Source organism: Massilia sp. CFBP9026, assembly GCF_034045165.1.
GTDB lineage: Bacteria > Pseudomonadota > Gammaproteobacteria > Burkholderiales > Burkholderiaceae_D > Telluria > Telluria arenae.
The window spans coordinates 1-22,901 of sequence record NZ_JAXCWH010000001.1; the positions used below are offsets into that span (position 1 = coordinate 1).

General features: G+C 64.8%; 24 protein-coding genes. 12 read left to right on the forward strand and 12 right to left on the reverse strand.

The window, feature by feature from the left end; genetic code table 11:
• Positions 1 to 128: 128 nt before the first annotated feature.
• From SOM28_RS00005 to SOM28_RS00015, 3 genes are all read right to left on the reverse strand, one after another.
• Positions 129 to 1,322 carry an aminotransferase-like domain-containing protein gene (locus SOM28_RS00005; RefSeq protein WP_123070771.1) on the reverse strand — a complete coding sequence of 398 codons (1,194 nt, stop codon included), beginning with the start codon at positions 1,320 to 1,322 and terminating at the stop codon, positions 129 to 131.
• 328 nt (positions 1,323 to 1,650) lie between these two features.
• Complete coding sequence (locus SOM28_RS00010) at positions 1,651 to 2,112, reverse strand: RidA family protein (protein ID WP_071362106.1); 462 nt, start codon at positions 2,110 to 2,112, stop codon at positions 1,651 to 1,653.
• A 75-nt stretch (positions 2,113 to 2,187) separates the two neighbouring features.
• On the reverse strand, positions 2,188 to 3,108 hold the full coding sequence (locus tag SOM28_RS00015; protein ID WP_320466779.1) for a DMT family transporter: 921 nt from the start codon (positions 3,106 to 3,108) through the stop codon (positions 2,188 to 2,190).
• Positions 3,109 to 3,220: 112 nt separating this feature from the next.
• Between SOM28_RS00015 and SOM28_RS00020 the strand changes: the two genes are divergently transcribed.
• Positions 3,221 to 4,639, forward strand: a complete 1,419-nt coding sequence (locus SOM28_RS00020) for an aminotransferase-like domain-containing protein (RefSeq protein ID WP_320466780.1) — start codon at positions 3,221 to 3,223, stop codon at positions 4,637 to 4,639.
• 1 nt (position 4,640) lies between these two features.
• Here the strand turns inward: SOM28_RS00020 and SOM28_RS00025 are convergent, their stop codons facing one another.
• Positions 4,641 to 5,138 (reverse strand): VOC family protein, encoded by a 498-nt coding sequence (locus SOM28_RS00025; RefSeq protein WP_320466781.1) that lies wholly within the window; start codon positions 5,136 to 5,138, stop codon positions 4,641 to 4,643.
• A 204-nt stretch (positions 5,139 to 5,342) separates the two neighbouring features.
• Here SOM28_RS00025 and htpG point away from each other — a divergent pair, with 204 nt between their 5' ends.
• A complete protein-coding gene (gene htpG, locus SOM28_RS00030) occupies positions 5,343 to 7,262 on the forward strand; it encodes a molecular chaperone HtpG (RefSeq protein WP_123070776.1) in 1,920 nt (639 codons plus the stop codon).
• Between the two features lie 151 nt (positions 7,263 to 7,413).
• Here htpG and SOM28_RS00035 read toward each other — a convergent pair whose 3' ends face one another.
• From SOM28_RS00035 to kynU, 8 genes are all read right to left on the reverse strand, one after another.
• A complete protein-coding gene (locus SOM28_RS00035; protein ID WP_320466782.1) occupies positions 7,414 to 7,788 on the reverse strand; it encodes a DUF3325 family protein in 375 nt (124 codons plus the stop codon).
• 108 nt (positions 7,789 to 7,896) lie between these two features.
• Entirely contained in the window at positions 7,897 to 8,793 is an 897-nt protein-coding gene (gene yddG, locus SOM28_RS00040; RefSeq protein ID WP_320466783.1) for an aromatic amino acid DMT transporter YddG, read from the reverse strand.
• 7 nt (positions 8,794 to 8,800) lie between these two features.
• Positions 8,801 to 9,199: a GFA family protein gene (locus SOM28_RS00045; protein ID WP_320466784.1), complete on the reverse strand. Its 399-nt coding sequence runs from the start codon at positions 9,197 to 9,199 to the stop codon at positions 8,801 to 8,803.
• Complete coding sequence (locus SOM28_RS00050; protein ID WP_320466785.1) at positions 9,196 to 9,723, reverse strand: GNAT family N-acetyltransferase; 528 nt, start codon at positions 9,721 to 9,723, stop codon at positions 9,196 to 9,198. The genes SOM28_RS00045 and SOM28_RS00050 overlap by 4 nt, the downstream gene beginning before the upstream one ends.
• Complete coding sequence (locus SOM28_RS00055; RefSeq protein ID WP_123070769.1) at positions 9,720 to 10,268, reverse strand: RBBP9/YdeN family alpha/beta hydrolase; 549 nt, start codon at positions 10,266 to 10,268, stop codon at positions 9,720 to 9,722. The genes SOM28_RS00050 and SOM28_RS00055 overlap by 4 nt, the downstream gene beginning before the upstream one ends.
• A complete protein-coding gene (locus tag SOM28_RS00060; protein WP_320466786.1) occupies positions 10,258 to 11,427 on the reverse strand; it encodes an acyltransferase family protein in 1,170 nt (389 codons plus the stop codon). Before SOM28_RS00060 ends, SOM28_RS00055 begins: the two co-directional genes overlap by 11 nt.
• Positions 11,428 to 11,735: 308 nt before the next feature.
• Complete coding sequence (kynA, locus tag SOM28_RS00065; protein ID WP_320466787.1) at positions 11,736 to 12,578, reverse strand: tryptophan 2,3-dioxygenase; 843 nt, start codon at positions 12,576 to 12,578, stop codon at positions 11,736 to 11,738.
• A 54-nt stretch (positions 12,579 to 12,632) separates the two neighbouring features.
• Positions 12,633 to 13,892, reverse strand: a complete 1,260-nt coding sequence (kynU, locus tag SOM28_RS00070) for a kynureninase (RefSeq protein WP_320466788.1) — start codon at positions 13,890 to 13,892, stop codon at positions 12,633 to 12,635.
• A 601-nt stretch (positions 13,893 to 14,493) separates the two neighbouring features.
• Here kynU and flhD point away from each other — a divergent pair.
• From flhD to SOM28_RS00120, 10 genes are all read left to right on the forward strand, one after another.
• Positions 14,494 to 14,811: a flagellar transcriptional regulator FlhD gene (gene flhD, locus SOM28_RS00075; RefSeq protein ID WP_005666655.1), complete on the forward strand. Its 318-nt coding sequence runs from the start codon at positions 14,494 to 14,496 to the stop codon at positions 14,809 to 14,811.
• Positions 14,812 to 14,865: 54 nt separating this feature from the next.
• Positions 14,866 to 15,462 carry a flagellar transcriptional regulator FlhC gene (gene flhC / locus SOM28_RS00080; RefSeq protein WP_123068180.1) on the forward strand — a complete coding sequence of 199 codons (597 nt, stop codon included), beginning with the start codon at positions 14,866 to 14,868 and terminating at the stop codon, positions 15,460 to 15,462.
• Positions 15,422 to 16,225, forward strand: a complete 804-nt coding sequence (locus SOM28_RS00085; protein WP_320466789.1) for a class I SAM-dependent methyltransferase — start codon at positions 15,422 to 15,424, stop codon at positions 16,223 to 16,225. Before flhC ends, SOM28_RS00085 begins: the two co-directional genes overlap by 41 nt.
• A 146-nt stretch (positions 16,226 to 16,371) precedes the next feature.
• A complete protein-coding gene (motA, locus tag SOM28_RS00090) occupies positions 16,372 to 17,226 on the forward strand; it encodes a flagellar motor stator protein MotA (protein WP_123068178.1) in 855 nt (284 codons plus the stop codon).
• A 52-nt stretch (positions 17,227 to 17,278) separates the two neighbouring features.
• Positions 17,279 to 18,211, forward strand: coding sequence for a flagellar motor protein MotB (gene motB / locus SOM28_RS00095; RefSeq protein WP_123068177.1), 933 nt, complete (start codon positions 17,279 to 17,281; stop codon positions 18,209 to 18,211).
• A gap of 25 nt (positions 18,212 to 18,236) precedes the next feature.
• Positions 18,237 to 18,785 (forward strand): chemotaxis protein, encoded by a 549-nt coding sequence (locus SOM28_RS00100; protein ID WP_320466790.1) that lies wholly within the window; start codon positions 18,237 to 18,239, stop codon positions 18,783 to 18,785.
• Between the two features lie 74 nt (positions 18,786 to 18,859).
• Complete coding sequence (locus SOM28_RS00105; protein ID WP_005666664.1) at positions 18,860 to 19,225, forward strand: response regulator; 366 nt, start codon at positions 18,860 to 18,862, stop codon at positions 19,223 to 19,225.
• Between the two features lie 48 nt (positions 19,226 to 19,273).
• Positions 19,274 to 21,451 (forward strand): chemotaxis protein CheA, encoded by a 2,178-nt coding sequence (cheA, locus tag SOM28_RS00110; RefSeq protein ID WP_123068175.1) that lies wholly within the window; start codon positions 19,274 to 19,276, stop codon positions 21,449 to 21,451.
• 12 nt (positions 21,452 to 21,463) lie between these two features.
• Positions 21,464 to 21,967, forward strand: coding sequence for a chemotaxis protein CheW (locus tag SOM28_RS00115; protein WP_071362121.1), 504 nt, complete (start codon positions 21,464 to 21,466; stop codon positions 21,965 to 21,967).
• Positions 21,968 to 22,046: 79 nt separating this feature from the next.
• A complete protein-coding gene (locus SOM28_RS00120) occupies positions 22,047 to 22,901 on the forward strand; it encodes a CheR family methyltransferase (protein WP_320466791.1) in 855 nt (284 codons plus the stop codon).

Below are 22,901 nucleotides of genomic sequence, written 5' to 3' on the forward strand. Positions count from 1 at the left end.
GCATTGGGCGCTCGATGGTGGGAGGGTCACTTCTGTAGAGCAATTGCTGCGTATTGCATTCGGGGTCATCAACAGGTAACGATGACAGCGCCGAAGAAAAAGGGCCGCGTTTGCGGCCCCTTCGGAGATTACAGCATGCCGGCGATCAGCTTGCCGAGAACCGCGATGCCTTCGCGGATGCGCTCAGGCGGCACGGTCACGAAGGACAGGCGCAGCGTGTTGGTGGCGGGATTGTTGGCGTAGAACGGCGCGCCTGGCACGAAGGCGACGCGCGCGGCCAGCGACTGTTCCAGCAGCTTCATGGCATCGACCTGTTGCGGCAGGGTGACCCAGATGAACATGCCGCCTTCCGGCTTGGTCCAGCTCACGCCGGCCGGGAAGTGTTCCTGCATCGCGTCCAGCATCACCTGGCACTGGTCGCCGTACAGCTGGCGGATGGTCGGGATGTGCTGGTCCAGGAAGCCGTCCTTGACGACTTCGTGCACCACCATCTGGGTCAGCTGGGCGGTGTGCAGGTCGGCTGCCTGCTTGGCCAGTTCGAGGCGGCGCACCAGCGGCAGCGGGGCGCAGACATAGCCCAGGCGGATGCCCGGGGTCAGCACCTTCGAGAACGAGCCCATGTAGATCACGCCGTCCGGATTCATGGCCACCATCTTCGGGCTCGGCGCTCCCTTGTAGCTCAGCGAGCCGTAGGGATCGTCCTCGATCAGCGGCACGCCCAGGCGGGCGCAGGTTTCCACCAGTTCCTGGCGGCGCTCGACCGACAGCGAGCGGCCGGTCGGGTTCTGGAAGTTCGGCAGTGCGTACAGCATGCGCGCGCCTTCGGCGATGCCTTCCAGCGACGCCGGCACCAGGCCGTGCTCGTCGGTCTCGACCGATTTGAATTCGGGACGGTAGACCGAGAACGCCTGCAGCGCGCCGAGGTAGCTCGGGGTCTCGACCAGCACGCGGCTGCCTTCGTCGATCAGCACCTTGCCCAGCAGGTCGAGCGCTTGCTGCGAACCCGAGGTCATGAGGATCTGTTCCGGCAGGATGGTCGAACCTTCCGTCGACAGCGAACCGGCAATCCACTCACGCAGCGGCGCGTAGCCATCGGTCGGGCCATATTGCAGCGCGACTTTGCCGTTCTCGCTCAGGACCTTGTCGTAAGCGGCTTTCATGCGCTCGACCGGGAAGGTGGCTGGCGATGGCAGGCCACCGGCGAACGAGATGATCTCCGGACGCTGGGTGATCTTCAGGATCTCGCGGATGAACGAGCTTTGCAGCTGCTGGGCGCGTTCCGAGAACTGCCACTGGATGGGATTGGGGTTTTCGATTTTCATACTCGTCTCACAGGAAGGTGCACGGTCGTGCCGGGCCATTATATAAAACACGCCGCGTTGGCGGCTGTAGGAAGCACTGATCTATTCATGGCGGCGCACTCGGCCACGAGAAAATGCGCCCCGCGGCGTTGCAAATCCTCGCGATACCACGCGGTATCGCTACGGTTTGCGCCTTGCGGGGCACATTTTTCGTGACCGATTGCAGCACGCCAGAATAGATCAGTACTTCCTTCACGTCGGCGAATGGAGCCGGGTCAGCCGCGCGAGGTACAACAGTAATTGATTTACCGACAAATTAATGCCGGTTGTAGACACGTTATCGACGGCTTTATGCCACTTCCACGATCATTTCGATCTCGACGCAGGTTCCGCGCGGCAGCGACGCGACGCCGAAGGCCGAGCGCGCGTGCTTGCCGGCGTCGCCGAACACTTCGCCGATCAGTTCCGAGGCGCCATTAGTGACCAGATGCTGTTCGTTGTAGTCCGGGGTCGACGCGACCAGGCTCATCAGCTTGACGATGCGCTTGACGCGGTTCAGGTCGCCGCCCACGGCTTCCTGCAGGGTGCCGATCAGGTCGATCGCGACTGAGCGCGCGGCAGCCTGGCCATCCGCCGTGGTCTTGTCGCGGCCCAGGATGCCGGCGTTGATGCTGCCGTCTTTGTTCTTGGCGATATGGCCGGAGATGAACACCAGGTTGCCAGTCTGCACGTACATGACATAGGCCGCGGCCGGGGTCGCCGGTGCTTCCAGGGTGATGTTCAGTTCCTTGAGTTTGTCGTAGACGGACATAGTGTTTTCCATAAGTTGCGTGAATGAAGGCGGTATTGTACGTCGAGCCAGCGTCATGCACATCGGGTGCGGTCATCAAGCCGCACGGCGCCCCACCTGCAGCCGCCGTCCGGCGAACACGACGCCAATGACGGCCAGCGCGAACAGGCTGTTGTGCAGGGTCAGCGCTTCGCCCAGCAGCACGGCCGCGCCGACCAGGCTCATAAACGGCTGCAACAGCTGCACCTGGCCGACCCGGGCGATCCCGCCCAAGGCCAGGCCGCGGTACCAGAAAAAGAAGCCGATGAACATCGAGAACACGGTCACATAGCCCAGCCCCGCCCAGGCCGCCGCGCCGACGCCGGCGAACGCGTCCAGCCTTGGGATGTAATGCCAGGCCAGCAGCGGCGCCACCGCGGGCAGCGCCAGGAGCAGCGCCCAAGAAATCGTCTCCGGACCGCCCAGGGTGCGCGCCAGCTTGCCGCCCTCGGCATAGCCGACCGCGCCGGCCGCCATGGCCAGGAACATCAGCAGGTCGGCCAGGTGCAGGGCGCCGCCTCCCTGGGACAAGGCAAACGCGATCACCAGCGCCGCGCCGAGCACGGCCATCAGCCAGAAGGCCGCGGACGGCCGCTCGTCGCCGCGCATGGCGCTGTACAGGGCCGTCATCAGCGGCAGCAGGCCCGCCAGTACCGCGCCGTGCGAGGCCGGCACCCAGCGCAGGGCAATCGAGCTCAGGAGCGGAAAGCCGATCACCACGCCCAGTGCCACGAGGGCCAACGGCAGTAGCGCAGCGCGCGGCGGCAGCGGAGCACGCCGCCATCCGAGCCACAGGCCGGCCAGCAGCGCCGCGCCGAGCGCGCGCCCGAGGGCGATGAACAGCGGATCGAGTTCGGCCACCGCCATACGGGTGAACGGCAAGGTAAGGCTGAACATCGCCACGCCCACCAGGCCGAGGAGCATGCCGCGCGCCTCGTCGTGGCTGGCGGTCGGGATGGGGCGGGCGAGGGTGGTCATCGGGTGTCCTTGATCGAGCTTGCGGCAACAGGGTAGTAGGTCTATCCTAGCCGCAAGGACCAATACAGTCCCAGTACACTTCAAGCGATAATTTGCCGACTGTGGTGGTGAAATGACCGATACACTCTCCTTTGCACTGGCGCGCGATGCCGGCGCGCCGCTGGCCGACCAGATCGTGCGCGCGGTCGCGGCGCGCGTCGACGAGCGCCTGCTGCGCCCCGGCGCGCGCATGCCGTCGATCAGGCGCTTCGCCGCCAGCCACGGGGTGTCGCCGTTCACCGTCGTGGCCAGCTACGACCGGCTGGTGGCGCAGGGTTATCTGGAATCGCGGCGCGGCGCCGGCTTCTTCGTGCGCGAGCGCCAGGCCCAGGCGCGCGGCGTGCCGACGGCGCAGCCGGCGCAGCCGGCGCCGGTCCCGGCCGAGCTCGACATCGCCTGGCTGGTGCGCAGCATGTTTCGCCAGGCCCCGCTGGGGCTGGCGCCGGGTTCCGGCGTGCTGCCGGCCGACTGGCTCGACGGCCCGGCGGTGGCCAATGCGCTGCGCGCGCTCAGCCGCCAGAACTGCGACGGCCTGCTCAGCTACGGTTCGCCGCACGGCTTCCTGCCGCTGCGCCAGCAGCTGCAATTGACCTTGGCCGAACTCGAGATCGAGGCGGGGCCCGAGCAACTGGTGACGACGCTCGGCGTGACCCAGGCGCTGGACCTGGTGGCGCGCGCGTTCTGCCAGCCGGGCGACACGGTGCTGGTCGACGATCCGGCCTGGTTCCTGATGTTCGGTTCGTTCGCGGCCATGGGCCTGAAGGTGGTCGGCGTGCCGCGCCTGGCCGACGGTCCCGACCTGGCGCGGCTAGCGGAACTCGCCGCCCTGCATCGGCCGCGCCTGTTCGTCATCAACTCGGTGCTGCACAATCCCAGCTCGACCTCGGTATCGGCGGCCAAGGCCTTCCAGGTGCTGCGCCTGGCCGAGCAGCATGATTTTCTCGTGGTCGAGGACGATATCTATTGTGGCCTGCACCCGGGCGGGGCCACGCGCCTGGCCGCACTGGATGGCTTGCGGCGCGTGATCTACCTGGGCGGCTTCTCGAAATCGATGGCGGCCAACCTGCGGGTCGGCTTCATCGCCACCTCGCGCGAACGGGCCGCGCTGGTGGCCGACCGCAAGATGCTGGCCACACTGAGCACCAGCGATATCGGCGAGCGCGTGGTCTATAAAATCCTGGCCGAAGGTCACCACCGCAAGCACCTCGACCGCGTGCGCGGCCGCCTGGATGCGGCGCGGCCGGGCGCGCTGCGCCGGCTCGAGGCGCTCGGGATGCGGGTCGACCCGGCGCCGGCGGCCGGCATGTTCCTGTGGGTCGATGCCGGCGCCGACACCAATGCGCTGACGGCGCGCGCCATGCAGCACGACTTGCTGCTGGCGCCGGGCAGCCTGTTTTCGCCCAGCCAGCAGCCGTCGACCCGGATGCGGCTGAACCTGGCGGCGCTGCAGGATCCGGGCGTGTGGCGCTTTTTGGAGGGGCGCGGCGACTAAGTTAGCCGGCCTGCTCGCCCGGGCAGCCGCCGCCGGCCGCCATCATCTTATTGAAACCTTCCATGATCTGCTCCGGCGTCAGGTCTTGCTTGTGGGTGGCGATCGACCAGCGGTGGCCGAAAGGATCGACCACCTGGCCATAGCGGTCGCCCCAGAACATGTCGGACAGTGGCATCGTCGGCTTGGCGCCGGCGTCCAGCGCCCTGGCCCACACGGCGTCGGCGTCTTCCACGTACAGGTGGATGACTACGGGCGTGCCTTTCAGGGCCAGTGGCCCCAGGCTGCCGAATTCGGGAAAGTCCTGCGCCAGCATGATGGGTGAATCGCCGATGCGCAGCTCCGCATGCATGATCTTGCCGTCCGGCCCGGGCAGCCGGGCGATCTCGACGGCGCCGAAGGCTTTCTTGTAGAACGCGATTGCCTCACTCGCCTGTTCGCAGACCAGGTGCGGAGTCACGGTACGGTAGCCTTCGGGGATGGGACGAACTGCCTGGTTCATGGTGTTCTCCTGTGTGGTGTTGGATGGGTCCTGCACCCGTTACGACGAACGGGATGGGCAGGATTCGACATGGCGGATCAATAAAAGTGCCTATTTCTTTGAAGTAGCGTCTTTCTTGTCAAAAAGACCTCTTGAAATCGCGAAGGACATCCTTATATGCCTCCGAGTCTGACCAACCCCCCTAAGTTTTTAACGAGGAACAAGATGGCGAACGCCGAAAAAGAAACCCTTGGCTTCCAGGCAGAAGTAAAACAGCTGCTGCAGCTGATGATCCACTCCCTGTATTCGAACAAGGAGATCTTCCTGCGCGAACTGATCTCGAACGCGTCCGACGCGGCCGACAAGCTGCGCTTCGAGGCGATCAACGACGACGCCCTGTACGGCAACGACCATGAACTGAAGATCAAGGTCTCGTTCGACAAGGACGCGAAAACCATCACGATCTCGGACAACGGTATCGGCATGAACCGCGACGAGGTGATCTCGCACCTGGGCACCATCGCCAAATCGGGCACCAAGGAATTCTTCAGCAAGCTGTCGGGCGACCAGCAGCAGGATGCGGCCCTGATCGGCCAGTTCGGCGTGGGCTTCTACTCGGGCTTCATCGTGGCCGAGAAGATCGTCGTCAATACCCGCCGCGCCGGCGCCTTCGCCGAACAGGGCGTGCGCTGGGAATCGCGCGGCGAGGGCGACTACTCGATCGAGCAGATCGAGAAGGCCGGCCGCGGCACCGAGGTGGTGCTGCACCTGCGCGAAGGCGAAGAAGAACTGCTGTCGTCGTGGAAGCTCAAGTCGATCATCCGCAAGTACTCCGACCACATCTCGTTGCCGATCGTGATGCAGAAGGAAGAGTGGGACGAAGAGCAGAAGGCGACCGTCGTCAAGGACGAACTGGAGACCGTGAACCAGGCCAGCGCGCTGTGGGCGCGCAGCAAATCGGACATCACCGAAGAACAATACAACGAGTTCTACAAGCACGTTTCGCACGACTTCCAGGAGCCGCTGACCTACACCCACAACCGCGTCGAAGGCCGCAGCGAATATACGCAGCTGCTGTACGTGCCGGCCCACGCCCCGTTCGACCTGTGGGACCGCAACAAGCGCGGCGGCATCAAGCTGTACGTCAAGCGCGTGTTCATCATGGACGACGCCGAGCAGCTGATGCCGACCTACCTGCGCTTCATCAAGGGTGTGATCGACTCGGCCGACCTGCCGCTGAACGTCTCGCGCGAGATCCTGCAAGAGTCGCGCGACGTACGCGTGATCCGCGAAGGCTCGACCAAGCGCGTGCTGGGCATGCTCGAGGAAATGGCGAACTCCGAAGAGCAGGCCGGCAAGGACAAGTACGCGACCTTCTGGAAGGAATTCGGCCAGGTGCTCAAGGAAGGCGTCGGCGAGGACACCACCAACAAGGACCGCATCGCCAAGCTGCTGCGCTTCGCCTCGACCGGCACTGACTCGACCGAGCAGACCGTGTCGTTCGCCGACTATGTCGGCCGCATGAAGGAAGGCCAGGACAAGATTTATTACGTCACCGCCGACAACTACCAGGCAGCGAAGAACAGCCCGCACCTCGAAATCTTCCGCAAGAAGGGCGTCGAGGTGATCCTGATGACCGACCGCGTCGACGAATGGATGCTGTCGTTCTTCACCGAGTTCGAAGGCAAGGAACTGGTGTCGGTCGCCAAGGGCGGCCTGGACCTGGGCGCGCTGGAAGACGAGGCCGAGAAGAAGGAGCACGCCGAAACCGAAGCTGGCTATAAAGAGCTGGTCGAGAGCATGAAGGGCGCGCTGGGCGAAAAGGCCAAGGACGTGCGCGTGACCTTCCGCCTGACCGACTCGCCGGCCTGCCTGGTGGCGGACGAAAACGAGTTGTCGGGCAATCTGCTGCGCATGCTGAAGGCCGCCGGCCAGGAAGCACCGGAATCGAAGCCTATCCTCGAGATCAACCCGGACCACCCGCTGGTGCAGCGCCTGAAGTACGAGGACGCGAGCGGCGCCCGCTTCGCCGACTGGTCGCACATCCTGTTCGACCAGGCGATGCTGGCCGAAGGCGGCAGCCTGGCCGACCCGGCCTCGTTCGTGAAGCGCCTGAACGAGATGCTGCTGGCGGGCGGCAAATAAGTCCGCGGCGCTTTTCTTCAGTTAGTCCATGAACGTCGTCCCCGCGAAGGCGGGGACCCAAGTACTGCCTGCGTTGTCGTAATGCGTGCAAACTTGGGTCCCCGCCTGCGCGGGGACGACGTTTTTGCGTAGGGACGACGTTTTTGCGTAGTTAGCCGAACCGCAGTACGAGCGCCGCCATGCAGCTGGCCGCCGCCAGCATGCCGACCAGGCGCGCCACGCGCGCCGCGTTCAGTCTCGTCTGCGACAGCAAGCCGATCGCGATCCATACCGCCGCCGTCAGGAAGGCGATCCAGGGCACGAAACCATACCCGTTCCTGCGCAGCGCCGCGCAGCATAACAAGGACGCGATCAAGGCCAGCGCGCCGAGCGCCTGCACGCACCTGCGCAGGCGTGGCCTGCGGCCGACCTTGCCAGCCTCTTGCCAGTGGCGTTCGGTCGTCAGGCCAAGTGCCAGGAAGCCGCCGACCGCCGCGGCAAAAGCGGCCATGCCCAACAGCGCAGCGGCCAGCACTTGCGCCGTCATGCGCTGCTTTCTTCAGATCGGCGAGTAGTAGACAAGGAAATGACAAATGAAAATGAGAATTATTATCATTGTCGTGGATTTGACTGAATGGTGCAATACGTTGCGCCGTCAGGACCTACGCCTCGTTGCGATCCAGCACAGGACAGATCCCGCACACACCATCGCCGCACCTTGCCAGAACGAGAACGACAGCGGCGTATCGAGCAACAGCGCCGCCAGCGCGGCCGAGAGCACGGGAATGAAGTAGGAGGCCCCGGCCAGGACCGTGACGTTGCCATGCAAGATGCCGACGTTCCATGCCGCATAGCCGAAGCCCATGGCGGCGGCGGCGAGCAGCAGGTGGACGACCGCCCGGGTGTCGACCCGCATCGGCTCGCCGCCAATGGCCAGGTACTTGATCCATAGCGCGATGGCAGTAAGCATGAAGAACAGCGTCACGCCGTTGCTGCCGTTGGCGATGCGCGCGGTGACGGTGCAGTAGCTGGCCCAGATCAGGGTGCCGGCGAAGGCCAGGCCGTAGCTGAGCGGGTTGTCGCGCACATTGGCCACCATCGCGGCCGGATCGAGGCCGGCATCGCCACCCAGCACCCAGCACACGCCGGCGATCGCCAGCGCCACGCCGGGCACGATCGGCCAGCGCGTCGTCTGGCCGTTGAACAGGATGGCGAATACCATGGTGACGGCGGGCCACAGGTAGTTCACCATGCCGACCTCGATGGCCTGGCGGTTGGTATCGGCGTAGCCGATCGACAGCGCCAGGCACATTTCGTAGGCGACGAACAGGAGGCTGCCCCAGGCCAGGTAGGCGCGCGGGAAGGCGAGCACCTTGCTCGGGCCGACCGTGAGCAGCAGCAGGATCGAGGCGACCGTATAGATCAGCGCCGCACCGCCGGTCGCGCCGAAGCTTGCGCTCACGCTGCGGATCAGGCCGACGATCGAACTCCATAACAGGATTGCGAGCAGGCCGATCAGGGTGGCCCGCGTGGTCTTGCTGTTACTGTGCATGCTTACGTCATAAATGGCGGATTTCCGCCGGTGGCGTGTTCCAATTGTCGTTGCGTCCGTCGATATGGCGCACCGGCGCGGCCAGCAGATCGGCCACCGGCAGGTCGTCCAGGCTGGACACCGTGACGGCCACAAAAGGACCCGAGCGCGGCGCATCGCCGGTCGAGAACACATTGATGCCGCAGTCGCCGCAAAAACAATGGCCGTCGCGCCGGCTATGGAAACGGTATTCGCGCAAGGCGTCCTGCCCCTGCAGCAGGCGGAAGGCGGCCGGGGCCAGCTGCACGGCCCAGAACCGCATCTTGCTGCAGATCGAGCAGTTGCACTTGATCGTGCCGAGGGCCAGGTCGATGTCGGCCTCGTAGCGCACCGCGCCGCAGTGGCAGCTGCCGTGGTAGGTCTTCATGCCTCGCGCGTCTGCCACGCATCGCGGCCGATCTCGTACACCAGCGTCGTGCGGCCATGCCAGACTTCCTCGCCGCGATACGTCATGCCGAGTTTTTCCATGATGCGTGCCGAGCGCAGGTTGCCAGGGTCGCAGATCGCGCACAACAGCGGCGCCTGCAGCTCCTCGAAGGCGAAGCGCGCCATGCGTTCGGCCGCTTCGATGGCGTAGCCGCGTCCCCAGCGGTCGGGGCGCAGGCGCCAGCCGATTTCGTGCGGGTTGGCGGGGTCTTGCGCCAGGTGCTGGATGCAGCCGGCGCCGACCAGTTCACCGGTGTCCTGCTCGATGAAATTCCACCACGAGTAGCCGATCGTCTCCCAGCGCCCCTTGACCCGGGCGATGACTGCGCGGGTTTCCTCGGGCGTCTCGGCCTGGCCCGTAATGAATCGCATGACCTCGGGATCGCCGTTCAGCAGGCGCATCCCCTCATAGTGTGCGTCGGACACCGGCTCGAAGCGCAGCCGCGCGCTGTGCAGGACCGTCATGTGCCCGAGACCTCGTCGCAGAACTGCTCCAGCAGGCGCAGGCCTTCGGGCCAGTCGCCGTGGCCGGAATCGGAATTGAGGTGGCCGGCGTCCCCGATCTCGACCAGGCGGCTGCCCCAGGCGCCGGCGAAGGCACCGGTGCGCGCGGGACTGGCGAAGGGATCGTTGGCGCTGCCCACCACCACGCTGGGGAAGGGCAGTTGCTGCAGCGGGATCGGCGCCCAGCAATTGAGGTCGGCCGGATAGGACGCCGCTTCGACGTCGCTCGGCGCGACCAGGAAGGCGCCCGCGACCTTGAGCGGGGAGCCGGACAGCGCCCAGTGCGCGACCAGCATGCAGCCCAGGCTGTGCGCCACCAGGATCGGCGCGCCCTGGCAGTCGGCGATGGCGGCGTCCAGCTCGGCCACCCATTCGTCGCAATGGGGATTGGTCCAGTCGCGGTGCGCGGCGCGGCGCCAGTGTGGATTACGTTCATGCCACAGCGATTGCCAGTGGCGCGGGCCGGAATTCCACAGGCCGGGCAGGATCAGGACATCACACTTCATCTTGCTTCTCCTTGATAGGGGCAGCGGGGGCAGCGGGTGCGGCGCAGGCGGAAGCCAGGCGGGCAGGGCGCCACACCGCAGCTGCCAGGCGCGCGAGCAGGCGCCGGAATACGTCCTTGCGCTGCTCGGTCAGCATGCCGAGGACGGCGGTGGCGACGGCGACGGCCAGGCCGAGGGCCAGCAGGTCCGCCATGCTGCCGGGGTCGTGCGGATACAGCGCCGGCCAGGCGATCAGCACCAGCGCGTGCGACAGGTAGAGGGTCAGCGTATACGAGGCCAGCAGCCGGATCGGCGCCGCGCAGCGCAGCAGGGCGCTGAAGCGGGCGAAGCGCGCGCAGGCGAAATTCAGGCAGACGATCAGGCCGAACACATAGTCGGACAGGAAGCGGTCGGCGTTCCCCAGCACGACGGCTTGCCCGAGCCAGGATGCGCGGCCGGCGGTGCGCAAGGTTTCCTCGACCCCGCTGGCTTCATAGAGCACCAGCAGGGCCAGGCTGGCGATCCAGCCGAGGCGCGCCAGGGCGCACGACAGCGTGTGGCGCGCCTGCCAGTGGTAGAGCGCGACCCCGGCCAGCCAGACCGGCAGCAGCAGCCACAATTTGACGCCCATGACGGCCAGCACCAGGCCCAGGGCCGGCAGCCGCCACGGCCCGCGCACGTAGCAGGCGACGCCGAACAGCACGTAATACCAGACCTCGTAGTTGAGCGACCACCAGGGACCGAGCCAGGGCGGCACTTCGGCCAGCGACCACAGGTCGCCCAGGAACAGCAGGTGGAAGGGGATGTAGAACCAGGGCTTGGCCAGCTGGTAGTGCAGGTCCATGCCGGTCATCAGGTGGCCGCGCACCAGGCTGGCGCAGGCGAAGGCCAGCAGCAGCACCGGCAGCGCCACCGAATAGATGCGGGCGGCGCGCGCCAGCGCGTAGTCGCGCGCGCTCGGGCGGCGTTGTTCGGTGGTATAGGCGATCACGAAGCCCGACAGCACGAAGAAGGCCATCACGGCCTCGCGCCCGAACAGGGTCAGGAGGTCGGCGCCGGGCGCTTCCACCAGGCCGAACTGGCGCATGTGCATCGCCACGACCGCCAGCGCCGCCAGGAAGCGGACCAGGTCGAGGTAGACCGAGAACGGCTGGTCGAGTGGGGAGGGGGCGGCGCGCATGGCGTTTATATTAATGCAAAACGGGCCGATGGCGACGCCAGCCGGGCCGCCGCCGGCGGCTTAGAGTTCGGTGCGCAGCGCGAACAGCTCCGCGAACAGCACCACGTCCAGCGCACAAGCGGGGTCACAAGCGGGGTCAGGTCTGGCAATCGGACACGGCCTCGACCATAGTGGCATTCTATGGCTGAGGTTGGGGGTCACAAGCGGGGTCAGGTCTGGCAATCGGACACGGCCTCGACCATAGTGGCATTCTATGGCTGAGGTTGTGTCCAAATGTCAGACCTGACCCCGCAGTTTTTTAAGGTCCCTTAGAGCTCGGTACGCAACGCGAACAGCTCCGGGAACAGCACCACGTCCAGCATCTTGCGCAGGTAGCTCACGCCGGCGGTGCCGCCGGTGCCGGTCTTGAAGCCGATGATGCGCTCGACCGTGCTCACGTGGCGGAAGCGCCAGAAGCGGAACGCCGTCTCCAGGTCGACCAGCTTCTCGGCCAGCTCGTACAGCGCCCAGTGACGCTCGGTATCGCCATACACCTGCAGCCAGGCTGCCTTGACCGAGTCGTCGGAACGGGTCGGACCGGTCCAGTCGGCGTCGATCCGCGCCGGATCGATATTGAAACCGCTGCGCGCCAGCAGCATCACCGCCTCGTCGTAGATCGAGGGCAGGGCCAGTTCGCGCGCCAGCAGGGCGTGGGCCTCGGGAGACTTCTCGTGCACCGCCAGCAGGGCCGCATTCTTGTTCCCGAGGATGAATTCCAGTTCGCGGTACTGGAACGACTGGAAGCCCGACGAGGCGCCCAGGTAGGGGCGGATCGCCGTGTATTCGGGCGGGGTCATGGTGGCCAGCACGTCCCAGGCGTGCACCAGCTGGTCCATGATGCGCGCCACCCGCGCCAGCATCTTGAAGGCGGGCGGCAGGTTGCCTTCGCGGATGTGGCGCCGCACCGCCTGCAGCTCGTGCAGCATCAGCTTGATCCACAGCTCACTGGTCTGGTGCTGGACGATGAACAGCAGCTCGTTGTGGTTGGGCGAGCGCGGATGCTGGGCGTTCAGGATCTGGTCCAGGCCAAGGTAGTCGCCATAGCTCATGGCTTCCTTGAAGTCCATTTTGGCGCCGTGCCATTCGGTGGGTTGTTTGCTTTTGTCGGTCATTGTGTAGGTCATCCAGTTGTAACTATCACCGCGTGGACGGCGGAGCCGTCCACCCTACGTGACTAAGCCGCGGGCGGCGCTGACGTCGTAGTCGTTGCGGTCCAGGATGTACTTCAGGATCTCGACCGCATCCCAGACGTCGGCGAAGCTGGTGTACAGCGGCGTGAAGCCGAAGCGCATGATCTCGGGCTCGCGGTAGTCGCCGATCACGCCGCGCGCGATCAGGGCCGCCATCACCGCATAGCCGTGCGGATGGGTGAAGCTCACCTGGCTGCCGCGGCGCGCGTGTTCACGCGGTGTCACCAGGCCCAGCGGATGGCCGGCGCAGCGGCGCTCGACCAGCTCGATGAACAGGTCGGTCAAGGCCAATGACTTGGCGCGCACCGCCGTCATGTCGGTCGCCTCGAAGATATCGAGGCCGCACTCGACCAGCGCCAGCGAGACGATGGGTTGGGTGCCGCACAGGGCGCGGCCGATGCCGGCCACCGGGGCGAAGGCGGGCGCCATCGCGAACGGGCTCGCGTGGCCCCACCAGCCCGAGAGCGGATGGTCGAAGCGCGCCTGGTGTTTTTGCGGCACCCAGATGAAGGCCGGGGCGCCCGGTCCGCCGTTCAGGTATTTATAGGTGCAGCCGACGGCGAAGTCGGCGTCGGCGGCGTGCAGGTCGACCGGCACCGCGCCGGCCGAATGGGCCAGGTCCCACACCGCCAGCGCGCCGGCTTCGTGCGCCAGGCGGGTCAGGGCGGCCATATCGTGCTGGTAGCCGGTGCGGTAGTTGACGTGGGTGAGCATCAGCACCGCGCAGTCGGCGTCGAGGGCGGCCGGGATCTCGTCGACGCTGTCGACCAGGCGCACCCGGTAGCCGCGTTCCAGCCAGCGGCTCAGGCCTTCGGCCATATAGATATCGGTCGGAAAGTTGCTGCGCTCGGTCACGATGGTGCGGCGGCTCGCGCCGGCGCCTTCGGACTGGAGGCGCAGCGCGGCGGCCAGCGCCTTGAACAGGTTGAGCGAGGTGGTGTCGGTGACTGCCACTTCGCCGGGGCCGGCGCCGACCAGCGGGGCCAGGCGGTCGCCCAGGCGCTTCGGCATGTCGAACCAGCCGGCCGTGTTCCAGCTCTTGATCAGGTCGGTTCCCCATTCGCGCGCCACCACGTCCTGGGCGCGGGCCAGGGCGGCGCGGGGACGGGCGCCGAGCGAGTTGCCGTCCAGGTAGATGACGCCCTCGGGCAGGTCGAAACGGGTGCGCAGCCCGGCCAGCGGGTCGAGCGCGTCGCGCGCCAGGCAGTCGGCGCGGGTGGTGGTTGGTGCGGTCATGCCTGTCCCATATATAGATAGTTGACGCTTGAAGAATGCGTGCAGGTCGGCAGTGTAGCAAGTTCCATCGTCTATCGACAGCAAAATGTTGCTGTTACGACATTATTTGGATTGACGAAAAATTTTGAAATTATTTTGCGTCCAACCCTAAAGTTCCTGATGAGCTGTCCGATAACGAGTCAGAAGGGCGGAAAGGCGTCGAAAAAATATTAAAAAATATTTTCAAATAACCCTAAAGTCCGGCTGAAGGCTGCCGTTAATGGATGAGTGAAGTGCATAAAAGCAACACATGCACCGGCGGTAAAACAGAAATTTCCGAGTTTCCGACAATAAATTCAGCAAAACCTGTAGTGAATCTGCGACAGCTGCCGGCTGACGTAGACCCAAATCAAGGTGCTTCCCGGCGCCGTTTCAGCCCTCTTTTCTGGTGGGTTTTCATAGGGAGTCAGAGGCGTTTGTCAGACAAACTCCTACGGCTCTCCCTCGTCGTTCGCCTACCTTAAATACAGGTTTTGTCCAATTCCTGAAAAGTTTCCCCACAGTCAGAATCTATCTCGTCGGCAACACAAAACAACGCCGAAACAACCAACGGAGAGAGAAGATGACGATGAACGACATGATGGCTGAGATTCGCGACGCAAACCTGAGCTACCTGATGCTGGCCCAGCAGATGATTCGTGCCGACAAAGTCACCGCCATCTTCCGCCTGGGCGTGTCGGCCGAGATCGCCGACCTGATCGAAGGCATGAGCAATGCCCAGATCCTGAAGCTCGCCGGCGGCAATATGATGCTGGCCCGCTTCCGCTTCGACGACACCGCGATCCTGGGCATGCTGACCAGCCACACCAAGGAACGCAGCCTGGCGCAATCGCACGCTGCCATCCTGATGGCGGGCCAGCCGGTCGAAGAGATCGTATAATCCCTGCCAGCGGCCACTTGGTGGGGCCGCCTTGGAACAGGCCGGGAGCAGTAGATGAGCAAAAAAAGCGTCGTAACCGAAGCGCAGGAAATCCAGCTCGCGATCGAACTGATCAACCTGGGCGCACGCCTGCAGCTGCTGGAGACCGAGGTCTCGCTGTCGCGCGAACGCTTGCTCAAACTCTACAAGGAGCTCAAGGGTGTCTCTCCACCCAAGGGCATGCTCCCGTTCTCCACCGACTGGTTCCTGACCTGGCAACCGAACATCCACTCCTCGCTGTTCATGAACATCCACCAGTTCCTGGTGGAGCATGCCGGTGCCTCCGGCATCCAGGCCGTCATGAAGGCCTATAAACTCTACCTCGAACAGATGCCGCCGGCGCCGGGCGAAGAACCGCTGCTGTCGCTCACGCGCGCCTGGACCCTGGTGCGTTTCTTCCAGAGCGGCATGCTGCTGCTGGCCCCGTGCAGCCGCTGCCAGGGCAAGTTCATCGTCAACGCCCTCGACCTGAATGCCGACTACCTGTGCGGCCTGTGCCACATGCCTTCGCGCGCCGGCAAGACCCGCAAGGCCAAGGATGCCCGCGAAGCGGCCGAGCGCGCCGTTGCCGATGCGGCCGACGCTGCCGACGACGCCGCCACCGGCGCCTGACTTGGCGCCACGTCTGTTCCGTTTTCCCGCAGTCCGGGCGCTCCTGATCCAGGTCGCCGCCTTTCCACTCACGCTCGCCATCGTCTACCTGCTCGCCAGCAGCGGCCTGGTCTTGTCGTATTGGCACGTCGCCCTGGTGCAGGGCATGCTGGCCGCGCTGCTGTCCTGGTGGCGCGGCCTGGCCAGCTGGTGGCGCGCGATCCAGTTCGGCTTTCCGCTGGCGCTGCTTGGCGCCAGCGCGCTGGCGATCCCGCCGGCCGCCTTTCTCGCCATCTTCCTGTTCCTGTTATTGCTGTACTGGTCGACCTATCGCACCCAGGTGCCTTACTACCCGTCGGGGCGCAAGGTATGGGAGGCGGTGGCGGCCGCGCTGCCGCAAGAGCGGCCGGTGCGCGTGATCGACATCGGCAGCGGCATCGGCGGCCTGGTGCTCGAGCTGCAGCGGCGGCGGCCGGAATCGACGATCGAGGGCATCGAGCTTGCGCCGCTGCCGTGGCTGGCCAGCCACCTGCGCGCGCTAATCGCCCGTAGCCGCGCGCGGTTTATCCGCGGCGACTACGAAAAACTCGACCTCGGCGACTACGACGCCGTGTTCGCCTACCTGTCGCCCGCCGCGATGAGCGCGCTATGGCGCAAGGCCGCGCGCGAGATGCGGCCCGGTTCGACGCTTTTTAGTTACGAATTCGTCATCGAAGACCGCCCGCCGAGCCGTATTATCCATCCGGCCATAGGCGGCCCGGCGCTGTACATGTGGGACTTTTAGGCGACAAATGGTGAGTATTCCGGGAGTTTTTCTTGCCCGTGGGCCATTCTCCAGCTAGAGTAGTTCCCTGAATAAACTTTTTCTGAAATTACCGGTTTCGGGTCCTCAGGACGAGGTCGAAACAGGCTTTTCTGGAGCAAAATCCCTTGTTAGTGATTGTTGGTTACATCATCGTTTGCGCCTGCGTGTTCGGCGGGTTTGCGCTCGCCGGCGGCCACCTGGCGTCGTTGTGGCAGCCGATCGAGCTGTTGATGATCGGCGGCGCCGCCTTTGGCGCCTTCTTTGTCGGTAACAACGGCAAGGCGATCAAGGCCACGCTGAAGGCCTTCCCGAGCATCTTCAAGGGTTCCAAGTATACGAAGGACATGTATATGGAACTGATGGCCCTGCAATTCGACGTGCTGTCGAAGGTGCGCAAGGAAGGCCTGATGTCGATCGAGGGCGATATCGAAGCGCCGGATTCGTCGCCGCTGTTCTCCAAATACCCGGCGGTGGTGGCCGACCACCACATCATCGAATTCATGACCGATTACCTGCGCTTGATGGTGTCGGGGAATATGGATGCGATGCAGATCGAGAACCTGATGGACAACGAGATCGAGACCCACCACCACGAAGGCGCGATTCCGGCCCACGTGATCGCCAAGATCGGCGACGGCCTGCCGGCCTTCGGCATCGTGGCGGCGGTCATGGGCGTGGTGCACACCATGGAATCGGTCGGCCTGCCGCCGGCCGAGCTGGGGATCCTGATCGCGAAGGCGCTGGTCGGCACCTTCCTGGGCATCCTGCTGGCCTACGCCTTCGTCTCGCCGCTGGCGACCGTGCTGGAACAGAAGCTCGAAGAATCGACCAAGATGTTCCAGTGCGTGAAAGTCACACTGCTGGCGAGCCTGAACGGCTATGCGCCGGCGCTGGCCGTCGAATTCGGCCGCAAGGTGCTGTACTCGACCGAGCGCCCGAGCTTCGCCGAGCTCGAAGAGCACATCAAGAAGAAGAAGTAAGCCGCGATGACCGCATTCGACTTCACCCCCGGCTGCAGGAAGGGAGGCGCGCATGGCTGACGACAACGCGCGGCCCATCGTCGTCAAGCGCATCAAGAAGGTGGCCGGCGGCCACCACGGCGGCGCCTGGAAGATCGCCTACGCCGACTTCGTGACCGCGATGATGGCGTTCTTCCTGCTCATGTGGTTGCTGGGCTCGACCGCCAAGGGCGACCTGGTCGGCATTTCGGAATACTTCAAGACGCCGCTGAAGGTGGCGATGGCGGGCGGCTCCGGTTCGGGCGACTCGTCGTCGGTGATCAAGGGCGGCGGCGAAGACCTGACCCGTACCGCGGGCCAGGTCAAGCGCGGCGATTCGCCGCCCGAGAAGAAGACCTACGACCTGCAGGCGGCCAAGGCGGCGCTGGCGCGCGAAGAAGGACAGCGACTGCAAATGCTCAAGTCGCGCCTCGAGGCGGCCATCGAGGTCAACCCGATGCTCAAGAAGTACCAGAACCAGTTGCTGCTCGACATCACCAGCGAAGGCTTGCGGATCCAGATCGTGGACGAGAAGAACCGCCCGATGTTCGCGCTGGCCAAGGCCGAGCTGCAACCGTATACAAAAGAGATCCTGCACATCATCGGCATGGTGCTCAACGAGGTGCCGAACAAGCTCGGAATTTCGGGCCATACCGATTCAACGCCGTACTACAGCGATGCCGGCTACAGCAACTGGGAATTGTCGGCCGACCGCGCCAACGCCTCGCGCCGCGAGATGGTGCTGGGCGGCCTGCAGGACGACAAGGTGCTGCGCGTGGTGGGCCTGGCCTCGGCCGCCCACCTCGATGCGAAGGACCCGTTCAACCCGGTCAACCGCCGCATCAGCATCATCGTCATGAACAAGCGCACCGAAGACGCGGTGCGGCGCGACGCGGCGACCTTGGACGTGCCGGCGGAGGACGCCGAAGCGGCGGCCACCGCCACGCTGGACGCAGTAAAAAAATAGGCCCGGCAGGACTGGAGAGAGTGAAATGACAAGAAAAAAAATATTGGGATCGCATGTGAAGCGCCTGCTGTCGGGCGTGTCCATGCACGGGCGGCGCCACCTGACCGAAGTCGAGACCGATCTGCTGCAGACCGAACTGCTGCTGGAAGAGGCGATCGACAAGCTCACCGCCAGTTTCATGGCGGTGCACACGGCCGTTGGCGCGCGCCAGGAAGCGATCGGGCGGCTGCTGGAGGGCGGCGCGCCGACGCCGGAAGACCGGATTCTGCTGTCGTCGATGTCGGGCGAGGTGGGCACGCACGTGAACACGGCGATCACCAGCATGCAGTTCCAGGACATGACGGCGCAACTGATTGAACGTACACTGCGACGCGTGGCAGGCTTGCGCGACTTTTTGGGCACGCTCAGCGAGCATGGCGCCGATATCGCGCCCGAGACCGACAGCGACGAGATCGTCGAGCGGCTCGGCAAGGTCAGCATGGCGTTGGCGATCCAGTCGCTCGAACTGCGCAGCATGCTGCGCCGCTCGGTCGAGCAGAAACACCTGGAAAGCGGCGACGTCGAGCTGTTCTGAGCTTTGCTCCGGGCGCATCAACCGAACAATTCAACCGGCATGAAGCCGGATACAAAATAGCAGGAGCAAAAAGAATGGCAAAAACGATTCTCGCGGTCGACGATTCCAGTTCGCTGCGCCAGATGGTGGCGTTCAGCCTGAAGGCCGCTGGCTACAACGTGGTGGAGGCCGTGGACGGCCAGGATGGCCTGGACAAGGCGAAGCTGCAGAACGTCGACCTGGTGCTGACCGACCAGAACATGCCGAAAATGGACGGCCTGCAGCTGATCAAGACCCTGCGCACGCTGCCGGGCTACGCCAAGACCCCGATCCTGATGCTCACCACCGAGTCGTCGGACGAGATGAAGAACAAAGGCCGCGCCGCCGGCGCCAACGGCTGGCTGGTCAAGCCCTTCGATCCGCAGCGCCTGATCGAGGTGGTCAAAAAAGTGATCGGCTGACGCCATGCGCCACGCCCTGACCCTGCTTTCACTCGAGCGGACAGCCTCATGACCATCGACATCAGCCAGTTCTACCAGGTCTTTTTCGACGAAGCAGAAGAACTGCTCGCCGAAATGGAACGCCTGCTGCTGGGCGTCGATGTCGCCGCGCCCGATGCCGAAGACCTGAACGCGATCTTCCGCACCGCCCACTCGGTCAAGGGCGGCGCATCGACCTTCGGCCTGACCGATATGTGCGACGTGACCCACGTGCTGGAGTCGCTGCTGGACCGCATCCGCAAGGGCGAGATGGCGCTGACCTCGAACCACGTGGACGCCTTCCTGGCGGCCAAGGACGGGCTCAAGATGCAGCTCGACGGCCATCGCCATGGCGCGACCGTGGACAATGAAGCCATCGCCAACGTGCGCATGGCCCTGCATGACCTGGCCGAAGGCCTGGTGCCGGCCGCGCCGGTGGTGGCGCCGTCCTACCTGACGGCCCAGGCGCGCACCGAACACTCCACCGAAGGCGCGCACCGCTACAAGATCGAGCTGCCCGAAGTCGCCCAGCGCGACATCAATGCCCTGGTCGACGAACTGGGGCTGATGGGCCGCGTCTCGGTGGCGCCGCTCGAGGGCGGGCGCACGGCGCTGGTCATCACCACCCACGAGAGCCTGGACGACATCATCGCGATCTGCTCCTTCGTGCTCGACCCGGACGACCTCAAAATCTTCGAGGCCCCGGCGCTCACGCCCGAGCAGCGCGCGATCGAGGCGGCCGAGCGCAAGCGCATCGAGGATGCCCAGGGCTACGGTTTCTTCGGCCCCGACGACGACGTCGCACCTGCCGGCGGCGAGCTGTCGGACGACGATCTCGGCTACGGTTTCTTCCAGCCGATCGAGCAGATCCGCGCCGCGGCCGGCATCGTGGCCGCCCCGCCGGAACCCGTGGCCGCCAGCATGTCGGCGCAGGCACAAAACATGGTCGAGCACCTGGCCGAACTGAGCGCCGAGAAAAAGGCCGCCAAGAAGGACGACAAGAATGAGTCGTCGTCGATCCGGGTCTCGGTCGAGAAGGTCGACCAGCTGATCAACCTGATCGGCGAACTGGTGATCACCAATGCCATGCTCGAGCAGCGCAGCAATGTGCTCGACCCGATCCTGCACGAACGCCTGCTGTCGTCGGTGAGCCAGCTGGGTCGCAACACGCGCGAGCTGCAAGAGGCCGTGATGTCGATCCGCATGATGCCGATGGACTTCGTGTTCTCGCGCTTCCCGCGCATGGTGCGCGACCTGGCCGGTAAACTCGGCAAGAAGGTCGACTTCATCACCCACGGCGCCGCCACCGAACTCGATAAAGGCCTGATCGAGCGCATCGTCGATCCCTTGACGCACCTGGTGCGCAACTCGATCGACCACGGTGTCGAGATGCCGGCCGCGCGCGTCGCGGCGGGTAAATCGGAAGCAGGGCGCCTGTTCCTGTCGGCCGGCCACCAGGGCGGCCACATCGTGATCGAAGTGGCGGACGACGGCGGCGGCCTGAATCGCGAGAAGATCCTGGCCAAGGCGGCCTCCAATGGGCTGGCGGTCTCGGACACCATGAGCGATGCGGAAGTCTGGCAGCTGATCTTCGCGCCGGGTTTCTCGACCGCCGAAGTGGTCACCGACGTCTCCGGCCGCGGGGTCGGCATGGACGTCGTCAAGCGCAACATCACCGCCATGGGCGGCACGGTCGACATCCGCTCGGCGGCCGGTTTCGGCACCACGATCTCGATCTCGCTGCCCCTGACCCTGGCGATCCTGGACGGCATGTCGATCAGGAGCGGCGAAGAAGTCTATATCCTGCCGCTGTCCTTCGTGGTCGAGTCGCTGCAGCCGGCGCCCGAGGACGTGCGCGATATCGCCGGACGCGGGCGCGTGCTGAAGGTGCGCGGCGAATACCTGCCCCTGATCCCGCTGCACCAGATGTTCGACATCGAGCCGCGCCACCGCGAGCCGAGCGAGGGCATCGTCGTCATCCTCGAGACCGAGGGCAAGAAGGCGGCGCTGTTCGTGGACGAGCTGGTGGGCCAGCAGCAGGTGGTGGTCAAGAACCTGGAAGCGAATTACCGCAAAGTGGCCGGGATCTCCGGCGCAACCATCATGGGCGACGGCGGCGTCGCCCTGATCCTCGACGTGGCGGCGCTGGTGCGCTCGTCGCGTCAGTTGGCCGACGATCCCGTCGTTCCATCAATTTTTACTCAATAAGAAGGAAATCCCATGTCCAACCTGGCAAACACCACCTCGGCTGACGGGACCGCGAACGACGGCGCCGGCAACGAATTCCTGGCCTTTACCCTCGGCTCGGAAGAATACGGCATCGACATCCTGAAAGTGCAGGAAATCCGCGGCTACGAAGCGGTCACCCGCATCGCCAACGCACCTGAGTTCATCAAGGGCGTGATCAACCTGCGTGGCATCATCATCCCGGTGGTCGACATGCGCATCAAGTTCAACCTGGGCACCCCGGTGTACGACCAGTTCACCGTCGTGATCATCCTGAACATTGGCGGGCGCATCATGGGCATGGTGGTCGACAGCGTGTCCGACGTCACCACCCTGACGCCAGACCAGATCAAGCCGGCGCCAGAGATGGGCACCGCCTTCAACTCCGACTACATGATCGGCCTGGGCACGGTCGACGAGCGCATGCTGATCCTGGTCGACATCGACAAGCTGATGTCCTCGGGCGAGATGGGCCTGATCGACAAGCTCGCCGCATAATAAAGCGGCGGCACGCAGCATCCACATCGGACCGCGTCAATCGTGGCGCGGACCAACCAGCATTCAGAAGGCAAGACACGTGCCGCAGCAGAAAACAGAGACGGTCAAGGAATTCGACTTCACGCGCCGTGACTTCGAACGGGTACGCGCGCTGATCCACCAGCGCGCCGGCATTTCGCTGGCCGACAGCAAGCAGGAAATGGTCTACAGCCGCCTGGCGCGGCGCCTGCGCGCGACCGGCATCCAGTCGTTCGCCACCTACCTGGACGACCTGGAAGCGGGCCGCATGGACCGCGAGTGGGAATCGTTCACCAATGCGCTGACGACCAACCTGACCTCGTTCTTCCGCGAGGCGCATCACTTTCCGCTCTTGCTCGATCATCTGACCGCGGTGCGCAAGAAGGACACCCGTCCGCTCACGATCTGGTGCTCGGCGGCGTCGACCGGCGAAGAGCCATATTCCATCGCGATGACGGCCTGCGAGGCCTTCAATACGCTCACGCCGCCGGTGCAGATCGTCGCCACCGATATCGACACCAATGTGCTGACCACGGCCTCGAATGGCGTGTACCCGATGGAGCGGCTCGACAAGACGTCGCCAGAGCGCCTGCGCCGCTTCTTCCTCAAAGGGAAGGGCGCCCACGAAGGCATGGCGCGGGTGCGCCCCGAGCTGCGCAACCTCGTCACCTTCAAGCAGCTCAATTTGCTGGCCGACGGCTGGCCGCTGGAAGGGCAGTTCGACGCCATCTTCTGCCGCAACGTGATGATCTATTTCGACAAGCCGACCCAGCGCAAGATCCTGAGCCGCTTCGTGCCGCTGATGAAGCCGCACGCGCTGCTGTTCGCCGGCCACTCCGAGAACTTCCTGTACGTGTCGGATGCGCTGCGCCTGCGCGGCAAGACGGTGTATGAACTCGATGGGCGCAGTGCCTGA